The sequence below is a fragment of the Streptomyces sp. NPDC086147 genome (assembly GCF_040702165.1).
Lineage (GTDB): Bacteria > Actinomycetota > Actinomycetes > Streptomycetales > Streptomycetaceae > Streptomyces.
Genome location: NZ_JBFBJO010000013.1, coordinates 122,585 through 148,676 on the forward strand (window position 1 = coordinate 122,585; position 26,092 = coordinate 148,676).

22 protein-coding genes are annotated in these 26,092 nt (G+C 74.1%); 11 read left to right on the top strand and 11 right to left on the bottom strand.

All coding sequences use genetic code 11. The features are described 5' to 3' along the window. Positions 1-22 precede the first annotated feature (22 nt). Positions 23-241, bottom strand: coding sequence for an MbtH family NRPS accessory protein (locus AB0398_RS25255; RefSeq protein ID WP_366377903.1), 219 nt, complete (start codon positions 239-241; stop codon positions 23-25). A 770-nt stretch (positions 242-1,011) separates the two neighbouring features. On the opposite strand from AB0398_RS25255, the gene AB0398_RS25260 reads away from it, so the two are divergent. Beyond that, the gene (locus AB0398_RS25260) at positions 1,012-1,434 is read left to right on the top strand and encodes an SsgA family sporulation/cell division regulator (protein WP_366377904.1); all 423 of its coding nucleotides are present in this window, start codon (positions 1,012-1,014) and stop codon (positions 1,432-1,434) included. A gap of 81 nt (positions 1,435-1,515) precedes the next feature. Continuing rightward, entirely contained in the window at positions 1,516-2,439 is a 924-nt protein-coding gene (locus AB0398_RS25265) for an oxygenase MpaB family protein (RefSeq protein ID WP_366377905.1), read from the top strand. On the opposite strand, the gene AB0398_RS25270 is transcribed toward AB0398_RS25265, so the two are convergent. Beyond that, complete coding sequence (locus AB0398_RS25270) at positions 2,408-2,758, bottom strand: PRC-barrel domain containing protein (protein ID WP_366377906.1); 351 nt, start codon at positions 2,756-2,758, stop codon at positions 2,408-2,410. The genes AB0398_RS25265 and AB0398_RS25270 overlap by 32 nt on opposite strands. Positions 2,759-2,865: 107 nt before the next feature. Continuing rightward, entirely contained in the window at positions 2,866-3,963 is a 1,098-nt protein-coding gene (locus AB0398_RS25275; RefSeq protein ID WP_366377907.1) for a serine/threonine-protein kinase, read from the bottom strand. A gap of 385 nt (positions 3,964-4,348) precedes the next feature. Here AB0398_RS25275 and AB0398_RS25280 point away from each other — a divergent pair, with 385 nt between their 5' ends. Then, positions 4,349-5,584, top strand: a complete 1,236-nt coding sequence (locus tag AB0398_RS25280) for an FAD-dependent oxidoreductase (RefSeq protein ID WP_366377908.1) — start codon at positions 4,349-4,351, stop codon at positions 5,582-5,584. Positions 5,585-5,651: 67 nt separating this feature from the next. On the opposite strand, the gene AB0398_RS25285 is transcribed toward AB0398_RS25280, so the two are convergent. After that, positions 5,652-6,242: a lytic polysaccharide monooxygenase auxiliary activity family 9 protein gene (locus AB0398_RS25285; RefSeq protein WP_366377909.1), complete on the bottom strand. Its 591-nt coding sequence runs from the start codon at positions 6,240-6,242 to the stop codon at positions 5,652-5,654. A 453-nt stretch (positions 6,243-6,695) separates the two neighbouring features. Here AB0398_RS25285 and AB0398_RS25290 point away from each other — a divergent pair, with 453 nt between their 5' ends. The 4 genes from AB0398_RS25290 (at position 6,696) to AB0398_RS25305 (ending at position 12,665) form a co-directional block, all read left to right on the top strand. Continuing rightward, a complete protein-coding gene (locus AB0398_RS25290) occupies positions 6,696-7,091 on the top strand; it encodes a hypothetical protein (protein WP_366377910.1) in 396 nt (131 codons plus the stop codon). Positions 7,092-7,233: 142 nt separating this feature from the next. Beyond that, positions 7,234-11,529: an SNF2-related protein gene (locus AB0398_RS25295; protein WP_366377911.1), complete on the top strand. Its 4,296-nt coding sequence runs from the start codon at positions 7,234-7,236 to the stop codon at positions 11,527-11,529. Continuing rightward, positions 11,526-12,329, top strand: coding sequence for a hypothetical protein (locus tag AB0398_RS25300; protein WP_366377912.1), 804 nt, complete (start codon positions 11,526-11,528; stop codon positions 12,327-12,329). Before AB0398_RS25295 ends, AB0398_RS25300 begins: the two co-directional genes overlap by 4 nt. A gap of 69 nt (positions 12,330-12,398) precedes the next feature. Then, positions 12,399-12,665, top strand: coding sequence for a DUF4235 domain-containing protein (locus AB0398_RS25305; protein ID WP_053642726.1), 267 nt, complete (start codon positions 12,399-12,401; stop codon positions 12,663-12,665). Between the two features lie 71 nt (positions 12,666-12,736). Here the strand turns inward: AB0398_RS25305 and AB0398_RS25310 are convergent, their stop codons facing one another. After that, positions 12,737-13,834, bottom strand: coding sequence for a glutamate--cysteine ligase (locus AB0398_RS25310; protein WP_366377913.1), 1,098 nt, complete (start codon positions 13,832-13,834; stop codon positions 12,737-12,739). A 381-nt stretch (positions 13,835-14,215) separates the two neighbouring features. After that, positions 14,216-14,896 carry a DUF4230 domain-containing protein gene (locus tag AB0398_RS25315; protein ID WP_366377914.1) on the bottom strand — a complete coding sequence of 227 codons (681 nt, stop codon included), beginning with the start codon at positions 14,894-14,896 and terminating at the stop codon, positions 14,216-14,218. A 177-nt stretch (positions 14,897-15,073) separates the two neighbouring features. On the opposite strand from AB0398_RS25315, the gene AB0398_RS25320 reads away from it, so the two are divergent. Continuing rightward, positions 15,074-15,703 carry a VanZ family protein gene (locus AB0398_RS25320; RefSeq protein ID WP_366377915.1) on the top strand — a complete coding sequence of 210 codons (630 nt, stop codon included), beginning with the start codon at positions 15,074-15,076 and terminating at the stop codon, positions 15,701-15,703. Between the two features lie 66 nt (positions 15,704-15,769). Here AB0398_RS25320 and AB0398_RS25325 read toward each other — a convergent pair whose 3' ends face one another. After that, positions 15,770-16,642 (bottom strand): maleylpyruvate isomerase N-terminal domain-containing protein, encoded by an 873-nt coding sequence (locus AB0398_RS25325; RefSeq protein ID WP_366377916.1) that lies wholly within the window; start codon positions 16,640-16,642, stop codon positions 15,770-15,772. 411 nt (positions 16,643-17,053) lie between these two features. Here AB0398_RS25325 and AB0398_RS25330 point away from each other — a divergent pair, with 411 nt between their 5' ends. Continuing rightward, on the top strand, positions 17,054-19,444 hold the full coding sequence (locus AB0398_RS25330) for a SpoIIE family protein phosphatase (protein WP_366377917.1): 2,391 nt from the start codon (positions 17,054-17,056) through the stop codon (positions 19,442-19,444). 174 nt (positions 19,445-19,618) lie between these two features. Then, a complete protein-coding gene (galE, locus tag AB0398_RS25335; protein WP_366377918.1) occupies positions 19,619-20,629 on the top strand; it encodes a UDP-glucose 4-epimerase GalE in 1,011 nt (336 codons plus the stop codon). Between the two features lie 7 nt (positions 20,630-20,636). Here the strand turns inward: galE and AB0398_RS25340 are convergent, their stop codons facing one another. Genes AB0398_RS25340 through AB0398_RS25350 form a run of 3 tightly spaced genes read right to left on the bottom strand, consistent with a single transcriptional unit; the run spans position 20,637 to position 24,701 of the window. Further along, on the bottom strand, positions 20,637-21,731 hold the full coding sequence (locus AB0398_RS25340) for an FUSC family protein (RefSeq protein ID WP_366377919.1): 1,095 nt from the start codon (positions 21,729-21,731) through the stop codon (positions 20,637-20,639). Between the two features lie 52 nt (positions 21,732-21,783). Beyond that, positions 21,784-23,214, bottom strand: a complete 1,431-nt coding sequence (zwf, locus tag AB0398_RS25345; RefSeq protein WP_366377920.1) for a glucose-6-phosphate dehydrogenase — start codon at positions 23,212-23,214, stop codon at positions 21,784-21,786. After that, positions 23,211-24,701 (bottom strand): sugar porter family MFS transporter, encoded by a 1,491-nt coding sequence (locus AB0398_RS25350; RefSeq protein ID WP_366377921.1) that lies wholly within the window; start codon positions 24,699-24,701, stop codon positions 23,211-23,213. Before AB0398_RS25350 ends, zwf begins: the two co-directional genes overlap by 4 nt. A 207-nt stretch (positions 24,702-24,908) precedes the next feature. On the opposite strand from AB0398_RS25350, the gene AB0398_RS25355 reads away from it, so the two are divergent. After that, positions 24,909-25,562 (top strand): hypothetical protein, encoded by a 654-nt coding sequence (locus tag AB0398_RS25355; RefSeq protein ID WP_366377922.1) that lies wholly within the window; start codon positions 24,909-24,911, stop codon positions 25,560-25,562. A 62-nt stretch (positions 25,563-25,624) separates the two neighbouring features. On the opposite strand, the gene AB0398_RS25360 is transcribed toward AB0398_RS25355, so the two are convergent. Then, the gene (locus AB0398_RS25360; RefSeq protein ID WP_366377939.1) at positions 25,625-25,987 is read right to left on the bottom strand and encodes a serine protease inhibitor; all 363 of its coding nucleotides are present in this window, start codon (positions 25,985-25,987) and stop codon (positions 25,625-25,627) included. Between the last annotated feature and the right edge of the window lie 105 nt (positions 25,988-26,092).

The following is a 26,092-nucleotide window of genomic DNA, read 5'->3' on the forward strand; positions in this document are numbered from 1 at the left end:
CTTCCGGCGACCCGGCGAGACGTCAACGCGCTTCGGCCTCCATCGCCGCCACCAGGCCGGCGGGGCGCATGTCGGTCCAGACGCTCTCGATCCGCTCCAGACACTCCTGGCGCGACCCCTCGACGCCCTCGCGGTCCCAGCCGCCGGGGACGTCGAGGTGCGCGGGCCAGAGGGAGTACTGGGCCTCGCGGTTCACCAGCACGACGAAGCGTCCCGCTTCGTCATCGAAGGGATTGCTCACGTTCCCACCCGTTCTCGATATCTCGTTCCAGTCTTTTTCACGCGCGGTCCGTCCGGTTCCACCGGGCGGCCGAAGCGGGATTTCCCCGTCACCGCGCGGCGCGCGCGCCGCCCCCATCCGAGGGGAACTTCGCCACGACCACGGAGGCAGGCGGTCCACCCCGCTCCCGATCGGGACGACGAGCGCCCCCGGCCAAGACTTCCCCCTAAAGCGGAACTCACTCCGATCACATTAAAGGATCCTCCTCGGCCAAGGATGTGGACCTTCATGTTACTTTCCAGTAATTCATCAGACGGAAAGCTCGGAAAAGGCGACGGTCATATGCCAACCGCTGCTCCCGGCTGGATATCCGGCCATCGAAAGACCGTTTTGCGTTCAGTTGTTCCTCTATCACCCATCCGATTCCGGCTGGCCGCCCGAACCACCCGCCGATCCCCCGTTACGCCCCTCGCGGGCATGCCACGCTCCCGTGCGCCGGGCATGCGCCCCGCCCGACAGGCAACCTCCAGCCGGAAAAAGCGGTCTCCCGGCCACCGGTGCACGTGCCGGACGGCCGGTTGACGACGCTCCTCCGCCCCGCGCCCGGAGGGGCAGGCCTCCCCCAAGCCCACCCGGAAGGGGGTATCGGTCAGAGAAGGTTGACGGTCACCACGACTTCTCGACACATCCCGCTCCGTAACCCCACACTCTCGGGGAGTGATCACGCCTCACGGGGTAACCGGGGTACGAAGCGCCGCCGTCCCGGGGCGGCGTCCGACGCTGGAGCCTTCGTGTCCCGAGCCAGTTCCCCCGTCCCGCCCGTCTGCCGCGAGATCAAGTGGAAGACCACCGCCTTCCTGCTCTCCGACTCCTGCCGCGTCCCCCTCGAAGCCACCGTCCGCTACCGGTCCCGCTCTCCCTTCACGGTCGAGCTCACCCTGCACACCCCGACGGGCGACACGGTGTGGCGCCTGGACCGGGACATGTTCCTCGCGGGCACCGAGAGCCCCGTCGGCATCGGCGAGGTGCACATCCGCCCCGCCCCCTACGACCAGGTCGTCCTGCGCCTGGGCGACCCGTCCCACACCGCCCTGATCGCTCTCGGACGCGGACCCGCGCTGCGCTGGCTGAACACGACGTACACCGTCGTGCCGGCCGGGGCCGAGAGCTCCCACATCGACTGGCAGCCGCTCCTCGACGTCCTGACCGACTGACGTCCTCGCCGACCGGGCCTGCGCGACGACCCGGGCCACGCGGCCCGGAGCCCTTCGCCACGGCGGGCGCATACTGGCCCTGTGGGATGGTCGCCTCCTTCTGCGGACGACCTGAGGGAGCGGCTCGGGAGCGAACTCTTCCGGCGCGTCGCCGGACCCTCGGGCGAACAGACGCGCGCCCGCATCCACGGAACGCCGGGGCCCCGGTGGTTCGGTCCCGACCGGCCGATCCGCACGGTCCACGGCGACGCGGCCATGTTCGTCGGGGGCCTGACGGCGCTGCTGCTGCAGTCGCTGCACCCGTCGGCCATGGCGGCCGTGGCGGCCCATTCGGGCTTCCGGGGCGATCCGTGGGGAAGGCTGCAGCGGACCAGCACCTTCCTCGCGGTCACGACCTTCGGCACGGCCGACGACGCGCGGCACGCGGTGGAGCGCGTGCGCGCCGTCCACGAGCGGGTGCGGGGCACGACGCCCGGGGGCCGGGCGTACCGGGCCTCCGATCCGCACCTCCTGGGCTGGGTGCACGTGGCGGAGGTCCACAGCTTCCTGCGGGCGCACCTGCGCTACGGGGCCGCGCCGCTCACCCGTTCGGGCTGCGACGGCTACGTGGCCGACACGGCGCGGATCGCCGAGGAGCTGGGGGTGGAGGGGCCGCCCCGGAACCTGACCGAACTGGTGCGGCGGGTGGAGTCGTACCGGAGCGAACTCGACGGCACCCGCGAGGCCCGGCAGGCCGCCCGGTTCCTGCTGGTGGACCCGCCGATCCCCTGGCAGGCCCGGGCGCCGTACGCGCTGCTCGCGGCGGGGGCGGTGGAGCTGCTGCCGCCGTGGGCCCTGGGGGTGCTGGGCCTTCCCCGGCTCCCCCGGCCCGCGAGGGTCGCGGCGCGGGCGGGCGGACGGCTGGCGATCGGCGGGATCCGCTGGGCGATGGCCCCGCCGCCGCCCCCGCCCGCCTCTGGTGGAAGTCCCGGTCCTACCGGAAGAACGCCAGGTAGTAGTCCGTGAACGTCATGCGGTGCCGCCCGTCCTCGTCGGAGGCCGACGGGACGAACTCCGGCGCGTTCTCGATCTGTTCCTTGGTGCAGCCGACGAAGACGGTCTCCGTCTCCCGGTCCACGGTGGTGACGACGCCGGCGGGGATCACGACCTGCCGGCCCAGGATCCAGGGACCGGTGTCCACGACCAGGTGGTACCGGCCCGCCTCGGCGGAGTGCTTGTCGATCTTCCCGATCCCGCCGTCCGTCGCTTCGACCGCGTAACCGGTCAGATCCGTGTCGATCGCGTGGAGCGCGGTACCGGGAAAGGTCCATATGTCGTGCTGCAAGGCTGCTTCCTCTCTTTGAGGTCTTCGAGGTCTTCGAGGTGGACGAGGGCGGAGGGGTTGTACGGGGTGTGCGGGGCGCGCGATCGGCGCCGGCCGACGGGGCCCCTCTACCGGCCACTCTCCGGCGTCAGGGGCTCGGCCGTGGTCCGGTACGACGGTCCGGGAGGTGTCTCCCCCGCCGCGGACGGGGCGCCGATCGACCCGGTCAGCGTCGCGCCGAGCACGGCCAGCGCCGCACAGGCGGCGAGGGCCCGGCCGGAACGGCGGGGACCGGGGTCCGGGCGCGACGCGGTGTCCGTCGTCCCCCGGGCGTCGCGCGGGGTTCGGGCTCCCTCCGGTGTGCCGGCGAGGCCGCCGAGGGGCGACGCGCCGTCTCCGCCCGGCATGGCCGCCAGGACGCGGAAGCAGGTGTCGGCGTCGGGCCGGCCGGTCTCGTCCGGGTCCGTCATGGCCTCCACCAGCCCGGCGAGGTCCGCGGGGAGGCCCGCGGGAACGACGGGGGGCCGGTGCAGCCGGGCGACCGCGGACTCCAACGGGGCTCCTCCGTACTCCAGTTCGCCCTTGAGCGATTCGAGGAGCACCAGACCGAGGCTGTAGACGTCCGCCGCCGGCCCGGCCCCCTTGCCCAGGACCTGTTCCGGCGCCATGTAGGCGGCGGTTCCCACGAGGGGGCCGGTCTCGGTGCGGGTGGCGGCGTCGAGCAGCCGGGATATGCCGAAGTCGGTCAGGTACGGGAGGCCCGTGCCGTCCAGGAGGACGTTCGACGGCTTGACGTCGCGGTGCACGACGCCGGCCGCGTGCACGTGGGCGAGCGCGGAGGCGAGCGCGGCTCCGGTCCGGGCGGTCTCGTGGGGCGTGAGGGGCGACGCGGCGATGCGCCGGCGCAGTGTCGTTCCCCTGACGAGCTGCATCACGAGGTAGGGCCGCCCCTCCTCCTGCCCGGAGTCGTACAGGGTCACGAGGCCGGGGTGCCGCATCTGGGCCAGCAGACGGCCCTCGTCGTCGAGGTGATGCCCCGTCCGGGGTTCGTCGCCGCACGGCCGGAAGAACTTGACCGCCACCGGTCGCCGGAGCCGCAGGTCCAGCGCCTCGTACACGTCGGCCGCGCCCCCGCGTCCCAGCAGACCGTCGAGCCGGTACCGTCCGGCGACGGCGTGGGCCGTGAGCCGGAGGTCCGGTCGGACCGACCATGGACGGGCCATCATCGACGCTCCCTGCGTTGTGTTGCCGTCTTCGTTTCTTCTGTCTTCTGTCTTCTTCGGGTCTTCTTGTCTTCTGTCTTCCGCCGTTCGCCCGTCCGCGGGCAGACCGGTCGCGGACCGCCGTGCGTTCAGGGTCGTGGACGCCGCTCGTGCGCGGGTACAGGGGTACGCGTGCCCCGGGAGTGCCGGTGCATCCCCGCGCGGGACCGGGGAATTCGGCGGAGGATCCAGGAGGGCGGGACGGTACGACCACCGGGCCGGGCACCCGGCAGAGCGGCGCGCCCTCCCTTCGTCGACCGTGCGTCCGCCGTAGCGTGACGGCCCGAAGTCAGGTGGTCCGGAGTACGACGGTCCGGGGTCCGGCGAGGAATGAGGAGTGAGGGCGTTCATGGGACAGAGGGACGACGGCGTCGACGTGGTGGTCGTCGGAGCGGGGGCCGCCGGTCTGGCCTGCGCGGCCGATCTGGTCGCGGGCGGGCTCCGGGTGGAGCTGCTGGAGGCCTCCGACGCCGTGGGCGGCCGGATGCGCACCGACCGGGTCGCGGGCTTCACCGTCGACCGCGGCTTCCAGGTGTTCAACACCTCGTATCCGCAGGTGAAGAGGCGGTTGGACCTGCGGGCCCTGCGGCTGAGGCCGTTCACGCCGGGCGTGCTCGTGCACACCGACGACGGGTTCCGCCGCTTCGTCGACCCCACCCGCCGTCCCCGCGAGGGCCGGGACCTGCTGCCCGGGCGGCTCGCCTCGGCCCGGGACCTGGCCGCCCTGGGCGTGCTGTCGGCCCGGGACGTCCTGGCGCCGGTCCGGTATCTGCGGACCCGGCCCGACGCCACCACTCTCACCGCCCTGGCCGACGCGGGCGTCTCGGCGGACCTGGTGGAGACCTTCTTCCGGCCGTTCCTGTCGGGGGTCTTCCTGGAGGACGAGCTGGAGACCTCCGCCCGCTTCTTCCACCTCGTCTGGCGCACCATGCTGCGCGGCACCCTCTGCCTGCCGGCCGACGGCATCGGAGCCGTACCCGCGCAGTTGGCGTCCGGGCTGCCCGGTGGCGTGCTGCGGACCGGGGTGCCGGTCGCGTCGCTGACCGACCGGGGCGTGGCCCTGGCCGACGGCGGCGAGGTGGCCGCCCGCGCGGTGGTGGTCGCCACCGGACAGCGGGCCGCCGCCGGGCTGCTCCCGGGTCTGGAGGTGCCGGACGGACGCGTCGTCACGACCTTCTACCACGCGGCGGAACGCTCACCGCTGTCCGAACCGACGCTCGTGGTCGACGCGCGGCGGCGCTTCCTCAACACCTGCGTCCTGACCGAGGTCCACCGGGGCTTCTCGCCGGACGGCCGGGCGCTGGTGTCGACCTCCGTCCTCGGGGACCCGGGTCCGGAGCGGGAGACGGAGGTCCTCACCGCCCTCTCCGAGGTCTACGGGACGGATGCCCGGTCCTGGGAGCCGGTGCACCGCGTCGTGGTGCGCGACGCGCTCCCGGCCATGCCCCCGCCCCTTCCGCTGTCGCGTACCGGCCGTTTCGCTCCCGGCCGGTACGTGTGCGGCGACCACCGGGCGACGGGCTCGGTCCAGGGGGCCCTGGCCTCAGGCACCCGTACGGCCCGGGAGGTGCTGGCCGACCTGTGACCGCGCTCCTCGCCCGGTGAGGGGGCGGGCCGGTGGACGGCGCCACACCTTCCTCCGGCCCGCTTCGTCAGAACCGCACGTCGGAGCAGGCGTAGAAGGCGTTGCCGGTGTCGGCGACGGTCCAGACGCCGAGGATGAGGTGACGGCCGCTCTTCCGGGGCAGGACGCCCGTGTGGGTGACCGTGGCACCGGGCCGCTGCCCGCCGAAGGGCACCGTCAGGAACGGCTGCGGATCCAGGTCGGCCCTGGTCAGCGGCTTGGTCGGGTCCCAGCCGTCCTTGGTGACGTAGTAGCGGAAGTCGGTGGTGGCGTGGCGTGCGGTGATCCGCCAGACGAAGGTGTGGTTCTGGCCGGCGGTGAGGGCGGTGGCGGGCCAGTTCCCGCCGCGCGGGTCGTCCAGCTCGGAGAAGCGGCCGTTGCCGCCCGCGCAGATGGTGCCGTCGACCGGCCCGCGCGCGGGGAAGCCCTTGAGGCCCTCCACGCTCGGCGGCTCCCACTGGATCTGCCCGCATCCGCGGACGGTGCCGTTGCCGCAGAGCTGCTGGCGGCTGACGGGCGAGTCGGTGTAGCCGTGGCCCTGGGCGCTGCCGGTGGCGGCGAGCAGGGTTCCGCCGACGAGGCCGAGGCCGACGAATAAGGAGGTGATCTTCCTGCGCATGACGTGCTCCCGTGGTCCTGGAAAACGAGTGGGGGCGGACGCGTACTCCGGATGTGCCGCCGGTTCGAGCAGTGGGGACGGGTTGGGGAACGGCAGCAACCGGAAGATCCGCGTCCGATGCGGTCTAGACCAAGTGAAAGGCTAGACCCGCTACTTGAACATGTCCATACCAATGATGAGCGCGGACGCCGAGGCCCCGCTCCCCCGCCGCCGGACAGGTGAGCGGCCCCTCGGCACCCGTCAGCCGGGTCGGTGAGCGGGCCTCGGCGCCCGTCAGCCGGGCAGGTCGCCGTCGCCGCCCAGGTCGGCGAGGTCGTCGAAGACGCCGTCGAAGTCGATCCCGAGATCGTCCCGCTTCGCCGGCCGCCCGGTCAACGCCGGGTGGGTCCACCCGCCCGGCGACACCGGACGACCGAATGACGGACGACGCCCGCGGATGGAACGATCCACAGCGTGATCACTTGGATGCACCGCGCCCCACGCCGGGTGGTCGTGTCGGTCTGCGCCATCGCGGCCGTCCTGGTCCTCGTCGGCGCCTCCGCACACGTCACCGACCTGCTCAGACACGGTCTGCACCCGTACGAGTGGGCACCGGACCGGCTCAACCTCTACTGGTCGTCCCTCGCGGTGTTCGACGTGCTCGCCGCCGTGTTCCTGATCAGGGGCAGACGCCTGGGGACCGACCTCGCCTGCGCCGTCGTGTCCACCGACCTCGCCGCCAACTGGTACGCGGTGTACGGCATCCAGCACAGCGATCTCGCCGCCCGGCCCGGCCTGCAACGGCTGACCGCCTTCACCGTGCTCGTCCTGGCAACGGCGCCGTTCGTCCGGCGGCACCTCTCCGGGTGAGGCGGCGCCCGGGCGGGAGGCCGACGCCCTCCCGGCGACACGTCGGACGACGCATCGGGCGACGCATCGGGGCGGACGGAGGGACGGGAGTTCCTATCCTGTACGTGTTCACCGCGTCACTCTTCGCACAGGGAGCTTCTCGTTGGGTACGCAGTCTCAGACGGTCGAGGCCGGGGCCGGGGCGCCGTGGCACGAGCGGGCGCGGGAGGCCGCCGCGTTCGGCGGCTTCGATCCGCGCCTCGCGGCCGAGGCGGAGGAACTGGCGCTCGCGGGCGGGTTGACCCCCCGGGACCTCCGGATCCTGCTGCTCGTGACGGACGACCACCCCGGCTGGCTTCCCGCCCGCGGGCACGCGCTCGCGGCCCTGGGCTCCCGCCCGGAGGCGGCGCAGCAGGTGCTGGTCCTGCACGCGCAGCGGGAGGCCTGGGCGCCGCCGACCTACACGGAGTCCGCCGAGCCGCTGCCGGACGGGAGGACCCTCCACCGGGCGGAGGTGCGGATCGGCCCGGCCGACGCGGTCGTGAACGGCCCGGCCCGCACGGCGCCTTCGTCGGAGCAGGCCCGCCGGGCGGCGGCCGACGCCGTGCTCCGGATCCTGGCCGGCGTCGGGACGGAACGGCTGCGGCCGCCGGGCATGGCGGCGGAGCGGTTCGAACCCCTCCTGGCCACCCGCCTCGAGGGCGCGGAGGACCCGGGCGAGGAGCTCCGCGCCGAGCTCGTGCGGCGGACGGGCGCCTCGCGCCTGCGGCACCGCGACGCCCTGCGGCTGCTCTTCGACACGGCGGCCCCCGGCTGGCGGGAGGTCCGGCTGCTCGCCCTCGAACAGACGGCGCGGATGCCTCCGTCGGCGGCGACCCTGTTGCAGTGGCGGGCCGAGGCGTGCCGCGCCGAACTCCGCCACGCGTCGGTGGAGCGCTCCGGGGGCTTCGCCTCGGCGTGGAGCTGGACGGAGGCCGACGGCCGGGTCCGTACGGGGCCCGAGCGGGTCTCCGACGACCGGCGCACCTCCCTGCACGCCGCCGCGGTCGCCCTCCTCGCCCTGCTGTGCGGGCTGCCCGAACCGCGGGACCTGGTCGTGGAGAAGCCGCGGAAGGCCCCGCCCCGGATCCAGCCGGTGCCGGAGGGCAAGGACCCGGTGAAGTACCTGAACAAGTACACCCAGCTGGAGGTGATCACGAGGCCCGAGCCGACCGTCACCTCCAGGCCCAGGAGCATCGCCTTCACGTACACGTGTGAGCACGTGGCGACGGGCACGACGGTACGGGCCACGGGCACGGCGCGCGTGAAGGGGGACGCGCGCCGGGAGGCGGCCGCGGCGCTCCTCGACGCGCTGGCCCGTCTGGACGCGCGGACCGCCTCGCGGCCGGAACGGTCCGCGCCTCCGGCGCCGCCTCTGTCGCCGCCCGTCGTGCCGTCTCCCTCCACCCCCGTCGTGATCCCGAGGCCGCGGCCCGCGCGGCCGGCGGTCGTCCTGCCGGCACCGCGCACGGAAGCGGTTCCCGCGATGCCGGAGGCGCCGGCGGTACCGGGGAATCCGGAGGTACCGGGGACGCCGGGAGCACCCGGGACTCCGGGAGTACCGGAGGAAGCGCTGCCGGCTGTGGCCGTGATCGGTGAGGCGCTCGCGGCCGGATGCGCGCTCTCGCTCGTGCCGCCGACCGGTGACGAGCCGGCGGCCGGGATGCTGGTGTACCGGGCCGACGGCGCGCCGATGCCCGGGGTGCCGCTGCCCGCCCCGCTCGCCGCGACCGTCCGCCGGCTCGTCGTGCCCGCGGCCGACGGGCCCGTGCCGGTGGCCGGTTGGCTGCTGCCCCTCGCCGGGGCCGTACCGCTCCTGCTCGGGCGGTCCCGGTTCGCCGCGTGGCACTCCACGGCCGTGGAGTGGGAGCAGGCGGCCCGCCTGGGCGTGCGCCTCGTGGCCGCCGGGCTCGTCCGTCCGGCGCTCGGCCCCGACGGGATCGGCCGGTGGCGGGTCGGCCCCCTTCCGGACGCCGTCTTACAGGCCGTGGACGAACTGGCGCGCCACATGTCGCCCCACGCCCACGCCGTCACCGCCGACGGGCCCGCGTGGTCGGCGCGGGAAGCGGTCCTCGTCTTCCTGGACGCCGTGGCCGACGGTCTGGTGCGCACGCCCGCGGCGGTCATGTTCGGCTCCGGCCCGTTCACCGGCCCCGCCGGCGGTTGCTTTCCGCCCGCGGAGGCCGAGGCGGTGCGGCCGTGGCTGGACGCGGTCGAGGACCGGACGGACGACGGGCCGCTGCCCGGCCTCGTCCTGGAGATGCGGGACCCCTCCGAACAGGAGGCCCGGGAAGGGCGGCTGACGGGCCGTCTCCTGCTCCGCTCCGGATCGTCCGGTCGGGAGGCGGAGGACGAGGTCGCGGCCCGTCTGCTGTGGTCGGGACGCGCCTTCCTGCGCGGTGTCGACCGGAACCGGTCGCGCGAGCGGGTCGGGCGCCGTCTGGAGCGGCTGGAACGGCTGTGCCCCGGCCTGTCGGGCCTGGCCGCGCGGCCCGGGGCGTTCACCGTGGACGCGGCGGGGATCACGCGGCTCCTCCGGGCGGAGAAGGAGCTGGCCGCCGCCGGGATGCGGCTGCGCTGGCCGGACGGCCTGCGCCGGGGGCTCTCCTCGTACGCGGTCGTCGGTACCGCGACGGACACCGGCAGCACCGGGGCCCCGCGGTTCGACCTCCAGGCCCTGCTGGACTTCCGGTGGCAGGTCGCCCTCGGTGACGACACCCTCGACGAGGCCGAGATGGACGCGCTCGCCGAGGCCGCCCGGCCCCTGGTGAGGGTGCGCGGCCGGTGGGTCCTGCTCGACCCCACCGTGCGCGCCCGCGCCCGGCGCCGGGAGATCGGCCGGCTGCCCGGGATCGCCGCGCTCACCGCCGCGCTCACCGGCACCGTCGGCGTCGACGGGCACCAGGTCGCCTGCCGGGCGGCCGGCGACCTGGCCGGTGTCGTCGCCACGCTGCGCCGGGGCGAACAGGTCTCCCCCGTCCCCGTTCCGGCCCGGCTGAGGGCCGTGCCGCGCGGCTACCAGGAACGCGCCCTGGCGTGGCTCGCGCACACCGGCCGTGCCGGGTTCGGGGCCGTCCTCGCCGACGACATGGGCCTCGGGAAGACCCTCACCGCGATCGCCTACGTCCTCCACCGCCACGAGACCGGGCACACCGGCCCCGTCCTGGTGGTATGCCCGTCCTCCCTGGTCATCAACTGGCAGCGGGAGATCGGCCGGTTCGCCCCCCATCTGGACGTGGTCCGCTACCACGGCGCCGACCGGAGCCTCGCCCCCGTCGGCGGGCGCACGGTCGTCCTCACCACCTACGGCGTCCTGCGCCGGGACGCGGAACTCACGGACGTCGCCTGGGACCTGGTGGTCGCGGACGAGGCGCAGCACACCAAGAACCACGCCTCGGCGACCGCCGGGGCCCTGCGCTCGCTCACCTCCACGGCCCGGCTCGCGCTGACCGGCACCCCCGTGGAGAACAACCTCTCCGAGCTGTGGTCGCTGATCGACTGGACCAACCCGGGCCTGTTCGGCACCCTGAAGGCGTTCCGGTCCCGCTACGCGACCGCCGCCGAACGCGAACCCGACGGCCCCGCCGCCCGCGCCCTCGCCCGTCTCGTCGCACCGTTCGTCCTGCGCCGCACCAAGAGCGACCCCGGCATCGCGCCGGAGCTGCCCGCCAAGGTCGAGACGCGGAGGATCGTCGAGCTCACCCCCGAGCAGGTCGCCCTGTACGAGGCCGTCGTCCGGGAGACGATGGACCGGATCGCCGACTCCTCCGCCGCCACCCGCTCCGGCCTGGTCCTGAAGCTGATCACCGCGCTCAAGCAGATCACCAACCACCCCGCCCACTACCTCCGCGAGGCGCATCCCGGTGCCGCGCACGTACGGCCGTTCGGCAGGCGGTCGGCCAAGCTGGAGGCGCTCGCCGAGCTCACCGGGACGATCGCCCGGCGCGGCGAGGCCGCCCTCGTCTTCACGAGTTACGTCGCCATGGGCCGGCTCCTGGAGGAGCACCTCGCGCATCTGGGCCACCGCCCGCTGTTCCTGCACGGCGGTCTGGACGCCGGGCGGCGGCAGGAGCTCGTCGACGCCTTCCAGAGTGGCGGGGCGCCCCTGCTCGTCCTCTCCCTCAAGGCCGGGGGCACCGGGCTCAACCTGACCCGGGCCAGCCACGTCGTCCACTTCGACCGCAGCTGGAACGCGGCGGTCGAGGACCAGGCGTCCGACCGCGCCCACCGGATCGGCCAGCGGCGGACCGTCACCGTCCACCGGCTCGTCACCCGGGGCACGATCGAGGACCGGATCGACCGGCTCCTGGCCCACAAACGCACCCTGCAGAACACGGTCCTGGCCTCCGGCGGCACCGGGTTCGCCCGCCTCACCGACTGTGAACTCACCGAGCTCGTCCGCCTGGGGGCACCCGTATGACCACGATCCCGCCCGCCCGGCGCGCCGCCGCCGAGCCCTTCCCCCGTACGCTCCTTCCCGCCGGGAACCCGGGGAACGGCACCGCGCCCGACGACCGGGCGGCCCCCGTGCCCGAGCCGCGAGCGGCCGGAGCCGTCCCCCCTCCCCCCACGCCCGCGGAGGACACGGTCACGGACGCGCCCCTCCTCCCCGCCCAGGGCGTACGGACCGGGCCCCTGCCCCCGCTCCCGCCGCTCGATCTGCACGGCACCGCGCCGGTCCTCGACGCGGTCACCGCCGAACCGCCCGCGCCGCTGCCGGACCTCGCCGTCCTGCGCGCGCTCGTCCGGGACGCCGCCCGGCGCGCCGCCGCGCTCCTCCAGGGGCACGTCCCCGAGGCCCACGACACCGTCACCGACGTCGTCCGCTTCACCGTCGGCAGCGGCGGCGCCCACCTGGAGACCGCCGCCGCCCATCTCGGCCTCACGCCCCTCCGGATGCGGCAGCTGACCGCCGCCTACCACCATGGCGGTCCGCACGGCGCCGCCGTCTGCCTCTCCCCCCGGCCCGCCGATCCGGCCGTTCTCGCCGGGGCGGAAGCCGCGATCCGGCCGCTGCGCCCCTTCCCCGGCACCCCCGTCGAGCTGCGCCCCGACCGGCTCGTCGATCCGTCCGCCGGGGTGGAGCTGCGCCACGGTCCGGACGGGCGCTGGTATCCGTACGCCGACCGCCACGGCGTCCGGCAGCCGGTCGCGGGGCCGCACCGGGACCCGGCCCGCGCGTACAAGGCCGCCCGCCTCGCCCTGCGACAGCACCGCTGATCACGGGGGCGCATGCGGGTCGGCCGCCGGGGTAGCCGGGCCAGTGACCGGAGGAAAGGAACAAACACCATGAAGCCGTCACGTCTCGTGTTCAAGCCGCTCTCCCTCGCGGTGAGTGCGGGAACCGGCGTGCTCGCGGGAGCCGCGTTCAAGAAGACGTGGCAGATCCTGGGACACGACGACGACACTCCCGACGCCACCGACGAGCACCGGGGCTGGGGCGAGGTCCTGATCGCCGCGGCGCTGCACGGCGCGATCTTCGCCCTGGTGAAGGCCGCCGTCGACCGGGGCGGGGCCACGGCGGTGCGCCGTGTGACGGGCACCTGGCCCGCCTGAGCCCGTACCGCTCACCCGTAACGGCCGGAGGGCCCCCCAGGGGGGCCCTCCGGCCGTTACGGGTCTCTCCTTCAGTCGCCGGCGGTCGTGATCCGGGCGCAGGCCTTCACGACCTCGTGGAGGTCCATGCCCTCGTCGCGCAGGGCGCGCTGGCGGTCCGCCCCGCCGCCCCGGGCCAGGTGCGCGGCGATCCCCTTGCGGGCCTCGTCGAGGTCGCCGGTGTCCGCCAGGGCCTCCTCCACGTGGGAGAGCAGGGCGTCGAACGCCTCCTCGGAGGGGGTCTCCCGCAGGGTGAGGGGGTGGAGGAGCGGTCCCCCGAGCCCGGACCGGGCGGCGCGCCAGGACGCGAGGCGCAGGAGGCCGGCGGAGAGGGGGGCCGGGGGCTCGCCGTTCCGCCAGGCGCGGGCGGCGGTCTCCACCAGGCCCCGGGCGAGGGTCGCGACGAGCACGGTGGTGTCGGGCTCCAGGCAGACGTCGGCGACCCGGATCTCCACGGTCGGGTAGTTCGCGGAGAGGCGGGCGTCGAAGTAGATCATGCCGGAGTCCTTCAGGACGCCGGTCCCCACCATGGCCTCGACCTGCTGGTGGTAGACGGCCGGGGTGCCGAAGAGCTCGTACGGGCCGGCCGACGGCCAGCGGTTCCAGACCCGGCTGCGGTAGCTGCTGTACCCGCTGTCCTCCCCCTGCCAGAACGGGGAGTTCGCGCTGAGCGCGTTCAGGAGGTAGAGCCAGGGCCGGATCCGGTCGAGGACGGCGACCCCCTCCTCGTCGGAGTCGACGGCCACGTGGACGTGGCAGCCGCACGTGAGCTGCTCCTTGGTGGTGAGGGCGAACTGCTCGGCCATCCACCGGTACCTCTCGCCCCGGTGGCGGGACGGCTCGACGGGGACGGGCGAGGTCGCGAGGGCGGCGACGACCGCGTCGGACTCCCGGGCGTACCGCAGCGCCTCGCCCCGCCAGCGCACGATCTCCTTGCGCATCTCCCCCATGTCCGTCAACGGCTGGGTGGAGAACTCCAGCTGCTCCTGGTGCAGCTCCTTCTCGAAGACCTCCCCCGCCTCGTCGCCGTGCAGGGCCGCCGACGCCAGGACCGCCGACGACACGGCGAACGGCTCGCCCGTCCTGGCGTTGACGAGCATCAGCTCTTCCTCGACTCCTACCGTGCGCATCGACTCTCCCCTACGTCACTGGACGCCCCGCACCGCCGACCGCCGCCCGAAGGGGCGGCGAGCGGGGCGGGGCAAAGAACTTTCTCCCTCGTATGCCCGCTTCCGCGTCCGTGACGCGCCTCGCGCCACCCCTCTCAGCAGGAGTTTTCAACTCCGCCGGTACGGAACCGAGTCGAGGGCGCCACGGGCCTCCGGGCGCCCCGGAAACCGATGTCGTGGCGCCGCCGCGCCGTGCCGGAACGTCGGGTGCGGGCATGTCCCGCCGTACCTGCCCCCGGTCAACGGGGCGCGGGGGCGGGTCGCGCACACCTCGGCGCGCAGCGAGCCGACCCGGACGCCGGACCGACGCTCCGGGCCCCGGCGGAGGCCGGGAGCACCGGCTCAGCCGTAGGTGACGGTGACCTTCTTGAAGCCGAGGGCGCGCAGGAGGCCCTGGAGCATGGCGGTGGTGTTGCGTTCCGACCGGGTGGTCAGGTCGCTCTCCTTGGCCGCTTCGCCGATGCGCTGGGCGGCCAGGACGTTCACGGCCTGCTCGCCCGCCGGGTTGTCGGAGAAGAGGTCGCCGAGCCGGTCGAGGAGACCCCGCTGCTTGGAGACCGTGTAGGATCGCTCGGGGTCGAGGTACGGCCGGTCGAGTCGGGCGTGCGGCAGGCGGAGGGTGGCGGTGGTGCGCTCCTCGTCGACGGTGACGGCGTCCTTGGCGAGGCTCGAGAAGTCGACGTGGGCGCCGACGCTGCCGCTGGCGACGTACAGCGTGCGGGTGCCGCGGATCGCGTCGGGCAGGAACCGGGCGTCCTTCTCCAGGTCGACCACGACCTGGTAGGTGCCGACGGCCCCCTCGTGGCGGTTCATGTCCTGGATCGACTTCAGGACGGCGGGGCCGGTGCGGTCCTTGGTCTCGCTCCCGAACAGGTCGCCCAGGCCCGGCGGCTGGAAGAACCGGCCCACCAGGACAAGCACCAGGACGAGGGCGAGGAGCGCGGCCGCGAGGGGCCAGCCGCGGCCGGCGCGTCCGGACCGCCGGGGCTCGCGCGAGGGTCTGCTCTCCGTGTCGTGTTCCATGCGCGTCTCGTGCCCGCTGCGCTTCCTGCCATGCGGAACCCGGCCCGGTTCACGGCTTGTTGGGGTGTACGGGGCGGCTGTGGCCGTTGCCGTGCGGGCCCGGCGCGCGCGTGGGTTGCGGCGCCGCTTCCCGGGTAGCCGCACCACCTCGAAGAGGCCTGACGATGGGGGCGGAACATGAGGACGTGGAGACGGGACCGGAGCGCGGACGGCACGGCGGAGAAGGGCGGTCCCGTGCCCGCCCAGCCTCCCGTGGCACCCGAGCCGCCCCGGGAGGCGGAGGAGCGGCGGGGACCGGGCCGGGCGGTCCGGGTGCTGGTGGCGCTGGTCGGCCTCGTGGGGATGGTGGCGTTCGCGATCGTCCTGGCGAAGCTCACCCTGAACGCGTCGCCGGCGTCCGTGCCTCTCACCCACAGCAATCTGAGGCCGGGCAGTTCCATCCGCGCGTACCTGGAGCAGCCGGCGTTCCTGGAGACGGTGAAGCAGCTCGGTGGCAACGTGCTGCTGGGCGTGCCGTTCGGCGTCCTGCTGCCGCTGCTGTCGCGCAGGACCCGCGGTCTGGTGCGCGTGGCCCTGCTCACGGTGGTGACGATGCTGCTCGTCGAGCTGGTGCAGGGCGCCCTCATCACGGGGCGCGCCTTCGACATCGACGACGTCATGCTCAACACCACCGGCGCGCTGCTCGGCTATCTGCTCATCGGCCGGCGCCTGGGCCGCGCGGTGCACCCCCGCGTCCGGCGCCGGTGGTGGCAGCGGCGCACCGTCCGGGGGAAGGGTGCCGAACGGGCGCTGCCCGTCGACGGATAGGACGGCCGGTCCGGCGGACCGGGAACGGGCGGGTTCCCGGTCCGGGCGCGCGCCGTACGGCCCGGCTCAAGGACCGGCGACGAGCTGTCCGAGTCGCACGGCCAGCCACGGTTTGCGGCCGCCGGCCCGCATCCGGCCGCTCGCGACCGCCTTCCAGGTCGGTGTGCGCCGGAAGGAGACCAGGAGGAAGGTGGCCGGCGCCGCGACGATCCGGCAGTCGTAGGCGCGCGGCGGGGCGTCGCGGGTGACCGTCACCGTTCCGTCGTCGACGACGACCGCGAGGCGCGGGCCGCCCTTGACGGCGAGGTCGAACGCGATGCGCACGCCCCGCGCCCTCACCGGGTCCAGGGCCGCCGCCATCATCGTCGGCATCGACTGCCCCAGGACGAGGCGGACCTCGTCGTCGCCTATCGTCCACGGGAGGCGGGCGCCGCGCGCGACGTCCAGGCCGTGGACGAGCGTCTCGCTGAGCAGCAGACCGGTCACCGTCGCCAGGGTGAACGGCACCTCCCCGTACCAGGGCGCGGAAACCGGGGTGTCCGGGTCGAGCCCTTCGGTGACGCGCAGGAACGTCTCGCCCCGCTCGGCGACGAAGTCGGGCACCTTCACGCGGTCCTCACCGCCGAACAGGGTCACGGACCGCGCGTTCATGGCCGTGATCCGCTCGACGAACGTGCCCTCGCCGGACCTCCCTTCCCCCGAGGAGAGGACGTCGTCCCACTCCACCGCCTCGTCGGGCGAGACGAGGGAGGTGTACGCGAGGTACACGGCCGCCAGGTGCGCGCCGACGTCGCCGACCGTCCACTCGGGGACGCCCGACCCCGCGTCCGGGTCGGGCACGGCCCGCAGCAGCGCGACCAGACGCGGAACCGCGGCGGCGAGCGCGGCGCGGGTCCTCTCGTGCTCGGTGACGGGATCGAACGTCGTGACGGTGCCCATGCCACTCCCCCAAGTCGCTGACGGAGCCGCACATTACCGTCGAGTAGCACGGCTGCGACAGTCCTCGCGCACCACGGATCCCGTGTCCGACCCGGACACCGGGCACGCGCCCCCCGGACAGCGGCAGCGACTACGGCGGATCGGCGGATCACGGTCCCGCCACCCACCGGGCCCGCCCCGGCGCCGCCCTTTCGGCCCAGTGGCGGCCCGGCCGGTGGCGCGATGCCAGCCGGGGCCGGAGCGCCGGGTCCGCGCGGCGCAGCACCGGCGCGGGCCGCGGCCGGAGCGGTCCCGGCCGACTGGCGGGCGGGGCACGCGGAGGGATGATGGAGGTCCGGCCCCGTGAGCGAGGGGCCCGGTGTGACATGGAGGAAACGCTCAAGGCGAGCCCGCGCGGGGATGCCGTGTCGTGTGAGGGAGGCAGAGCACGAGGTGGACGACGAGATCCCGCCCTTCGCACCGGAGTACCGGGGGCTGCCCTTCGCCGGTGAGGCCGCAGGGGCTCTGCTCGACGCCGGGGGCCGGATCATCGGGTGGACGCGCGCGGCGGAGGAACTGCTCTCCCTGTCCGCCGACCGGGCCTGCGGCCTGCACATCGGAGACCTGCTCAAGGACCCGGACACCCGGACTTCCCCGCCGCCCGGCGGGAGGCCGGAGGCCTGGTCCGGCGTGGCCGAGGTGCTCACGGGCAGCGGCGGGGAGCTGAGGGTCGACTTCCAGGTCCTGCCGCTCACGGACGCCGGCGCGTGCGCCGGGGCGTCCCGGTACTTCGTCCTCGCGGCCCCGGAGGGGACCGCGGCCCGGTGGCGGCAGGACCAGGCGTTCACCACGGAGCTGTTCCTCCAGGACCGGCTGGGCCTGGCCGTCTTCGACCTGGACCTGCGGCTGGTCAGGACCAACACCCACCTCCTCCCGTACACCGGGCTCGCGCCGGACCTGCGGGGACGGCGGCTCATGGACTTCCTGTACGCGGAGGACGCGGCGGCCGTCGAGCGGCAGCTGCACGAGGTGCTGCGGACGGGGCTGCCGCTCGTGCGGGCGGAGCAGACGGTCCGCACCCTCCAGGAGCCCGGGGGCGGGGCGGTGATGGCCATCTCGGCGTTCCGGCTCCAGGCGCCCGACGGGCAGGTGTTCGGGGTGACCGCGCTGTTCACGGACGTCACCGAGCTGCGCCGCACCAGCGAGCGCCTCTCCGTGCTGCACCGCGTGACCGCGGCGGTCGGCGGCTCGCTGTCGGTCGTCGGCACCGCCGAGGACCTGGCGGCGGCGCTGGTGCCGGCGGTGGGCGACCTCGCCGTGGTGGAGATCGCGGAGGAGGTGTTCACCGGCGAGGAGCCCACCCCGGCCCCGGACGGGAGCATGCCGCTGCGCCGGACCGCCGTGGCCGGGCACCGGACGGCGGAGGCGCCCCTCGACCACGTCGTCCTGGCCAGGCCCGACGCCCCCGCGGCGCCGGCCGACCCGCTCACCTCGATGACGGTCGCGCTGCGCGCCCGGGGCAGCGTCCTGGGGCGCATGACCGTCCACCGGGACGCCGGGAAACCGCCGTACGAGGCGGCCGACCTGCATCTGCTGCACGAGATCGCCGGCCACGCCGCGCTCGCCCTGGACAACGCCCGCCGCTACACCCGCGAGCACCGCGCGTCGGTGGGGCTCCAGCGGAGTCTGCTGCCGCCCTCGGAGGCGGAGAACGTCGCCGTGACCACCGCCGGGGTCTATCTGCCGGCCGACACCGGGACCGGCGTCGGCGGGGACTGGTTCGACGTCATCCCGCTCTCGTCCGCCCGGGTCGCCCTGGTCGCCGGCGACGTCGTCGGCCACGGGCTCTCGGCCACGGCGATGATGGGGCGGCTGCGGACCGCGGTGCGCACCCTCGCCGACCTCGACCTGGAGCCGGACGAGCTGCTCGTGCACCTCGACGACCTGGTCTCCCAGCTCGGCGTGGAGACCGACGGGAGCGACGAGTCCGACGACGCGACGGGACCGGCCCGGCCCCGGACCGACCCGATCGGCGCGACCTGTCTGTACGCGATCTACGACCCGGTGTCCCGGCGGCTCGCGATGGCCTCCGCCGGGCATCCGCCGCCGGCCGTGGCGGCGCCGGACGGGAGCGTCGCGTTCGTCCCCGTGAACCCGGGGCCTCCGCTGGGCGTGAGCGGGCTGCCCTTCGAGATCGCCGAGGTCGACGTGGAGCCGGGGAGCATCCTCGCCCTCTACACCGACGGCCTGATCGAGAGCCGCGAGCGCGATGTCGACGAGGGCATGGCCGACCTCGCCCACCGCCTCGCGGAGCCGGGCGTCTTCGACACCCCGCTGCGGAGGCTCGGGCGCGAGATCGTCGCCGGCCGTCCCGCGCACCACCTCACCGACGACATCACCCTGCTGCTCGCCCGTACCCGCGCGGTGCCGTCGTACGACCACGTCGTCTGGCCGGTGGACGCCGATCCGGCCGCCGTGGCCGAGGTGCGCGGAGCCGCGGCCCGGCAGCTGGACGACTGGGGCCTGACGGAGCTGGCCTTCACCACCGAGCTCGTCCTGAGCGAGCTGGTCACCAACGCGATCCGCTACGCCGGCGGTCCGGTGGAGGTGCGGCTGATCCGGGCGGGCCGGCTGGTCTGCGAGGTGTCCGACCCGAGCGCCACCCAGCCCCGCATGCGCCGGGCCCTGCTCACCGACGAGGGCGGCCGCGGCCTGTACCTGGTCGCCCAGCTCACCACCCGGTGGGGCTGCCGCTACACGCGGCACGGCAAGACGATCTGGGCGGAGCAGGAGATCCCGGACGGGGCGGACGCGGGGCGGTAGCGGAACCGCGCGGTGGTGGAAACGCGTGGTGGGGGGTGCGCGTCAACCGGCCTTCCCGCGAGGGTCATTCCCTCCCGAACTTATCCGAAACAGATCAAACCGCTGCTACCGTCGGGCGCTCGACAGCTCCCGGCGCGTGATCGGCGCGCCGGGTCCGATCCGGGAGAAGCGCACATGAAGGTACTGATCACCGGCGGGGCCGGGTTCATCGGCTCCACCGTCGCGGCGGCCTGCCTCGACGAGGGGATCGACGTCGTGGTCCTCGACAACCTGTCGGCGGGCCGCGCCGAGTTCGTCGAGGGGCGGACCTGGTACCGCGGCGACATCGCCGACGGGGAGCTGATCGACCGGATCTTCGCCGAACACCCCGACATCCACGCTACCGTCGGGTGCGCGGCGAAGATCGTCGTCCCCGAGTCCGTGGCGCGGCCGCTGCACTACTACACGGAGAACGTCACCAAGGGCCTGGCGCTCCTCGGGCACCTGGTCCGCAACGGCTGCGAGCGCTTCCTGTTCTCCTCGTCGGCCGCGATCTACGAACCGGGGCAGGGCATCACCGAGTCCTCGCCGCTCCGTCCGACGAGCCCCTACGCCCGGACGAAGGCCCACTTCGAGAACGTGCTGGAGGACGTCGCCGCCGGCACGCCGCTGCGCGCGGTCTCCCTGCGGTACTTCAACCCGATCGGCTGCGACCCCGAGTTCCGCTCGGGCCTCCAGGTCAGGCGGCCCACCCACGCCCTCGGCGTGATGATCGACGCCTTCCACGAGGGGCGCCCGTTCCCCGTCACCGGGACCGACTGGGAGACCCGGGACGGTTCCGGGATCCGCGACTACGTCCACGTGCACGACCTGGCGCGCGCCCACGTCGCGGCCCTCCGCCGCTTCGACGCGATCACGTCGCGGGACGCCGGCGGCACTCCGTACCGGCCCGTCAACCTGGGGACCGGGCACGGCACCACCGTCTTCGAGCTGATCCGGGCGTTCGAGAGCGTCACCGGCAAGCCGCTGCCCGTCGAGGTGGCGGGCCGCCGGCCCGGTGACAACGCGGGCGCCTACCCCGACATCGCCCTCGCCCGCGAACTCCTGGACTGGGAGCCGGTCCTCTCCGTGGAGCGGGGCATCGCGGACTCGCTGGCCTGGCACGCCCGCCGCGACCTCGTCCTCGCGGCGGACGCGGACGGCTGACCCCCGGTCACGGGCGGCGCCGGCGCGCCGGCAGGAGCCGGCGCTGCTGCGGCGGGTCCGGTACGGGGACCTCGACGGCGCCCTCGTGGACGGCCCGTTCGGCCGTGTCGTCGTCGACGCCCGCGAAGACCAGGACGTCCCGGGCGACCAGCCGCACGCTCTCCCACACGGTGACCGTGGGGGTGAGTCCGGCGTCCGGGGCGTCCCGGACGGCGTCGAGGACCCGGCGGGTCGCGTGCCGGCGGACCGCGCGGCTGCCGGGCGCCGCCGCGAGCGCGTCCAGGGCGCCCGACAGGGCCCGCAGCGTGGGGGCGAACTCCTGGCGGTGCCGGGTGTCCAGGGCGAGGGCGCGGCGGACGAGGGTGAAGCAGCTGTTGCCGAGCAGGTCCAGGTGGAGCGCGGTGACCGTCTCCCGGGTGAGGTGCTCCCTGCCGCCGCGCCGGTGGAGGGTGCGGCCGGCGACGGCGGCGCTGTCGGTGCGTGCCTGGCCCAGCTCGTCGAGCAGCGCGTAGACCGCGCGCACCTCGTCCCAGGTGCGGGCGGTCCGTTCGTCGTCCCCGGCGTCCATCTCGCGCGCCGTGAGGCCGAGGGCGTCCGCCAGGCCGGACAGGGTGGTGGACTCGGCCTTCCGCAGCAGGGTGAGGGGGTGGACGGGGAAGAGGAGCTGGCTGAAGACCAGGGCGACGGCGCCGCCGATGAGCGCGTCCAGGACGCGGTCGATGCCGGCCTGCTGTCCGGCGGCGACGCAGATGACGGCGCCGACGGCCGCCTGGGCCATGGTGATGCGCCGGCCGTCGAGGACGAGCGCGACGAGGAGCGCGCACAGCACGGCCGCGCCGACGGTGACGGCGCCGTGGCCGAGGAGGGTGAAGGCGAGCTGTCCGACGACGACGCCGCTGATGACGCCGACCAGGACCCGCACGGTGTTGGTGCCGCGCCCGCCCAGGGGGGTGTTGAGGGCGACGAGCGTGGCGATCGGGGCGAACAGGGGGACGTGGTGGTCGATGAGGTCGTCCGCGATCCACCAGGACAGGGCCGCGGCCACGGCCTGCTGGAGCACCGGCCACAGGTTGTCCTCCACGCGCCTGCGGAGCTTGGCCATCGTCCCCTTTCCGCCCGTCTCCCGCCAGACCCTCCGGCGGGGTGCCGGTCCGTCAGACGACGTCCTCGAAGAGGCGCCGTCCCGGCTGGTGCCAGTGCTTCAGCTCGGGGAGCCGGTCGGCCGCCTCCGGGCCCCAGGTGCCGGGGGCGTACGGCAGGGGCGGCTCGGCGGGGTCGAGGACGGGGCCGACGATCCGCCAGCACTCCAGGATCGTGGGGAAGAAGGCGAAGGCCTCGGGGTCGCCGACGACGGCGCCCCTGAGGATGTTCTCGTACGGCAGTTCCTGCCGCCCGAGGACCTTGGCGAAGTCGACGCCGATGGGCACGGTCACCGGACGTTCCACGCCCTCCTCGGGCTTGCGGAGCATCAGGTCGGCCCGGATGCCGGTGTCGCCGTCGATGCGGAAGCGGATGAGGTTGGGCGGGGTCTCCGACACGTCGCCGCCGAAGAGTTCGAGGGGCGGGGTGCGGAGCTGGACGATCACCTCGGTGGCGGTGACGGCCATCGCCTTGCCGCTGCGCAGGTAGAAGGGGACGCCGGCCCAGCGCCAGTTGTCGATGAACAGACGGGTGGCGAAGTACGTCTCGGTGGTGGAGTCCGGCTTGACGCCCTCGACGTCGAGGTAGCCCTCGTACTGGCCGCGGACGGTGGCGGCGGGCTCCATGGTGCGGGCGGCGTGCAGGACCCGCCACTTCTCCAGGCTCTGGGCGCGGGCGTTGGAGACGCTGGGCGGGTCCATCGCGAGGAAGGCGAGGACCTGGAGCAGGTGGTTCTGGACGACGTCGCGCAGGCAGCCGACGGCGTCGTAGAAGGAGCCGCGGTCGGCGACGTCGAAGTCCTCGGCGAGGGTGATCTGGACGTTGTCGACGTAGGAGCGGTGCCAGATCGGGGCGAGGAGGGTGTTGGCGAAGCGGGCGACCATCAGGCTCTCCACGGCGCTGTTGCCGAGGAAGTGGTCGACCCGCAGCAGGTGGCGGTCGTCGAAGCAGGTGTTCAGCTCCTCCTGGAGCGTGCGCGCGGACTCCAGGTCGTGTCCGAACGGCTTCTCGACCACCAGGCGGGCGTCGCGGTTCAGGCCGGCCTCGGCGAGGGCGCGGGCGACGGTGGTGAACAGGGACGGCGGGATCGCCAGGTAGTGGGCGACGAAGCCGTGCCCGGCGACGGCCTCGCGGAGCCGGTCGAAGGTGGCCTTGTCGGTGAAGTCCCCGGTGACGACGGACAGGTTCGCCGCGAGCCGGGCGAAGACCTCCTCGTCGAGGTCCGGGACAGCGGCGGCGACCGCCTCCCGGGCGTGCCGGCGCAGTGCCTCGTCGTCCCAGTCGCCGGCGGCCACGCCGATGACGGGGACGGTGAGCCGGCCGTCCTCGGTGAGCCGGTAGAGGGCGGGCAGCAGCATCTTCTTGGCGAGGTCGCCGGTGATGCCGAAGAGGACGAGGGCGTCGGCCGTCTCCAGGTCGTCGGGGCCGAGGAGGGTGTCGCTCATCGCGAGCGTCCTTTCTGCGGGGATGCGGTCCCCCGGGGGCCGTCGGAGCGGTCCGGGCGGTCCGGCTCGTGCTTGAAGCGGGCGTCGAGGGCCTCTTCGATCTGCCCGGCGTCGCGGCCGCGGGTCTCGGGCAGGTACCGGCCGACGAAGAGGAACGCGAACAGGCAGATCCCCGCGAAGATCCAGAAGGTCTCGCCCTGGCCGATGAGGTTGGCCAGGGGCAGGAAGGCGAGGCTGACGACGAAGTTGGACACCCAGTTGACGGCGGTGGAGAGGCTCGATCCCTCGGCCCGGACGGACGGCGGGAAGATCTCGCCGATCAGCGTCCAGAAGACGGGGCCGAGGCCGCCCGCGAAGGCGGCGATGTAGATCACCATGAACATCAGGGTCAGTTCCGAGTTCATGTCCACCACGAACGCCAGGCCCAGCATGAAGATCGAGACCGCCATCAGGCCGAGCGAGACGAGGACCATGGGCCGTCGTCCCACCCGGTCCACCAGCTTGATCGCCACCAGTGTCATGACCAGGTTGATCAGGCCGATGAAGACCGAGTAGAGGATGGCGTTCGAGGCGTCGAGTCCGGTCTGCTGGATGATGGTCGGCGCGTAGTAGATGATCGTGTTGATGCCGGCGAACTGCTGTACGGCGGCGAGGGTGAGTCCGACGATCAGGGCCGGCCGCACGTCGGGGGCCAGCAGCCGCCGGGTCCCCTTTCCGCCCGCCGCCTCGTTCCGCTTCTGCTTCTCGCGGTCCTCGGCCATGCGCTGCCGGGCCCGCCGGACCAGTTCGTCGGCCGTCGGCCCGTCGGTCAGGGCGGCGATCCCCCGGCGGGCCACGTCCTCCTGTCCGTGGGCGATCAGCCACTGCGGCGACTCGGGCAGCAGCCACAGCGTGGCGGCGATCATGAGGAGGGCGGGGATCGCGCCGACGGCGAACATCGCCCGCCAGGCCTCGTTGCTCGCGAAGGCGAGGTTGACGAGGTACGCGACGAGGATGCCGATCGTGATCATGAGCTGGTTCATGGTGAGCAGCCGGCCGCGGATCTTCGTCGGCGAGATCTCCGAGAGGTAGACCGGGACCGTGGCGGAGGCGGCGCCGACGGAGAGTCCGAGCACGATCCGGCCCACCATGAGGGTCGGGTAGCCGTTCGCCAGGGCGGCGATCGCGGTGCCGACGACGAACACGACGCCGATGAGGCGCAGGGCCCTGCGTCTGCCGAGCCGGTCGGCGAGGCGGCCCGCCGAGGTGGCGCCGACCACGGCGCCGATGAGCAGGACGCTGACCACGCTGCCCTGTTCGAAGGAGTTGAGGTCGAAGTCCTTCTTGATGTAGAGCAGCGCGCCGGAGACGACGCCGGTGTCGAAGCCGAACAGGAAGCCGCCCAGCGCGATCGCGGCGGCCCAGAGGGTGATCCTCCGTATGCCCTCCGGCGCGACCTCGGTGAGCGGACCGTGGGTCCCCGGTTCTCTGGAAAATCCCTGGACCATGCGACGCCCTCGTCTCCCGGACGCGCGCCTTCCCGACGCACGTCTCCTCGGTGGTCTTCGCGATCATCGTCACCGCACGGCGGCGGTGACGACATCTGTGCGGGCGATCGGGTGAACGGGAGGGCGCGTCGGGTGTCGGTGGGAGGCCGTAGGTTGGGGCCGACCCGGCACCGACCGGCAGCACACGCGAACAGGACGATCCGCATCGTGGGAATCCCCTCCGCCGAGCACGGCGTTCCGCTGACCGACCGCGTCATCGCCTCCGTCCGCGCCGATCCCGGGCGGCCGGTGCTGGACCACGACGCGTGGGCGGGGCCCTGGCTGGCGGGAGCGGCGGAGCCGCTGGACGACGGCGTGCTCGCGGCGGCCGTGTTCCCCAGCGGGCGTCCGCTGCCGCCCAGTCTGCGCCGGTGGCTGGCGTTCGACAGCGGTCTGCTGCGCCGGTTCGGCTGGTTCGACTCCGGGTCGCGCTTCATGCCGCGGACGCTCGGGCGGATCGGCCGGGACGAGTTCGGCGACGGCTGGGGAGCGCCGTTCGAGGCGCTGTCGGAACGTTTCGACGAGTGCTTCCTCCTCCCCGGCGGTTCCGACTCCCGCCGGGTCCTCGCCACGGGTGAGCCGGACGCGTTCGGCGAGTACCCGGTGTTCGCGCTCGACGTGGACGACCTGCCGTGCGTCGAGCTGATGTACCCGGGGCTCGACGTCCACCTGGCGGACACGGCGGGCCTCGTCGTACGGCCGGAGGGCGGCTACTCCTCGCTCGCCTCGGATCCCGTGTACGGCCCGCGGATGCGGACCCACGCGCGGAACGTCTTCGCCGGGAGGTTCCACGAGGAGTGCCTGGACTGGCCGGACGCGTGAACCGGACCGGCCGGCGCGCGGGCCCGCGACCCCGGGCCCGGCCGTGATCCGCCGGAGGGGCCCTATCCGACGGCGGGGACCTGGGTGACGAGGCCGAAGGCGTTGTGGACGATCCGCACGCGCCTCTCGTTGTAGTCCATGGTGACCATCGCGCCCTCGGGGACGTGCACGATCTCCAGGTCGGGCCGGTCGCGCAGGATCACCCGCTCGGCCCAGGCCTTCGGCAGCCCGAGGGTCTCGGGCCAGCTGGTGCGCTCCCCGGCGGGGTCCGTCGTACGGGCGCCGGGCAGGGCGGCCGCGTCGAGGACGGCGGGGGCCGCGGCGGCGGTGGTGGCGGTGGCGTCGGCGGTCTCCGGGGCCGCGGTGGCGGCGGCCGGAGCGATCAGGGCAGTGGCGGAGGCGGCGGCGAAGGCCGCCAGAAGCATCTTCTTCACGTCCGACAGAACGATTCTCCGCTCCGGCGGTCACCGCGTACGGGCTCCCGGTCGCCTGTACGGCCCATCCGGCGGCGCCTCCGGGCGGGCGCCGCC

Excerpts from the sequence above, each read along its gene's own strand:
- AB0398_RS25275 (WP_366377907.1), bottom strand. The coding sequence starts at position 3,963 with ATGATGGCCCGTCCATGGTCGGTCCGACCGGACCTCCGGCTCACGGCC.
- AB0398_RS25280 (WP_366377908.1), top strand. The coding sequence starts at position 4,349 with ATGGGACAGAGGGACGACGGCGTCGACGTGGTGGTCGTCGGAGCGGGG.
- AB0398_RS25285 (WP_366377909.1), bottom strand. The coding sequence starts at position 6,242 with ATGCGCAGGAAGATCACCTCCTTATTCGTCGGCCTCGGCCTCGTCGGC.
- AB0398_RS25300 (WP_366377912.1), top strand. The coding sequence starts at position 11,526 with ATGACCACGATCCCGCCCGCCCGGCGCGCCGCCGCCGAGCCCTTCCCC.
- AB0398_RS25305 (WP_053642726.1), top strand. The coding sequence starts at position 12,399 with ATGAAGCCGTCACGTCTCGTGTTCAAGCCGCTCTCCCTCGCGGTGAGT.
- AB0398_RS25310 (WP_366377913.1), bottom strand. The coding sequence starts at position 13,834 with ATGCGCACGGTAGGAGTCGAGGAAGAGCTGATGCTCGTCAACGCCAGG.
- AB0398_RS25315 (WP_366377914.1), bottom strand. The coding sequence starts at position 14,896 with ATGGAACACGACACGGAGAGCAGACCCTCGCGCGAGCCCCGGCGGTCC.
- AB0398_RS25320 (WP_366377915.1), top strand. The coding sequence starts at position 15,074 with ATGAGGACGTGGAGACGGGACCGGAGCGCGGACGGCACGGCGGAGAAG.
- AB0398_RS25325 (WP_366377916.1), bottom strand. The coding sequence starts at position 16,642 with ATGGGCACCGTCACGACGTTCGATCCCGTCACCGAGCACGAGAGGACC.
- galE (WP_366377918.1), top strand. The coding sequence starts at position 19,619 with ATGAAGGTACTGATCACCGGCGGGGCCGGGTTCATCGGCTCCACCGTC.
- AB0398_RS25340 (WP_366377919.1), bottom strand. The coding sequence starts at position 21,731 with ATGGCCAAGCTCCGCAGGCGCGTGGAGGACAACCTGTGGCCGGTGCTC.
- zwf (WP_366377920.1), bottom strand. The coding sequence starts at position 23,214 with ATGAGCGACACCCTCCTCGGCCCCGACGACCTGGAGACGGCCGACGCC.
- AB0398_RS25350 (WP_366377921.1), bottom strand. The coding sequence starts at position 24,701 with ATGGTCCAGGGATTTTCCAGAGAACCGGGGACCCACGGTCCGCTCACC.
- AB0398_RS25360 (WP_366377939.1), bottom strand. The coding sequence starts at position 25,987 with ATGCTTCTGGCGGCCTTCGCCGCCGCCTCCGCCACTGCCCTGATCGCT.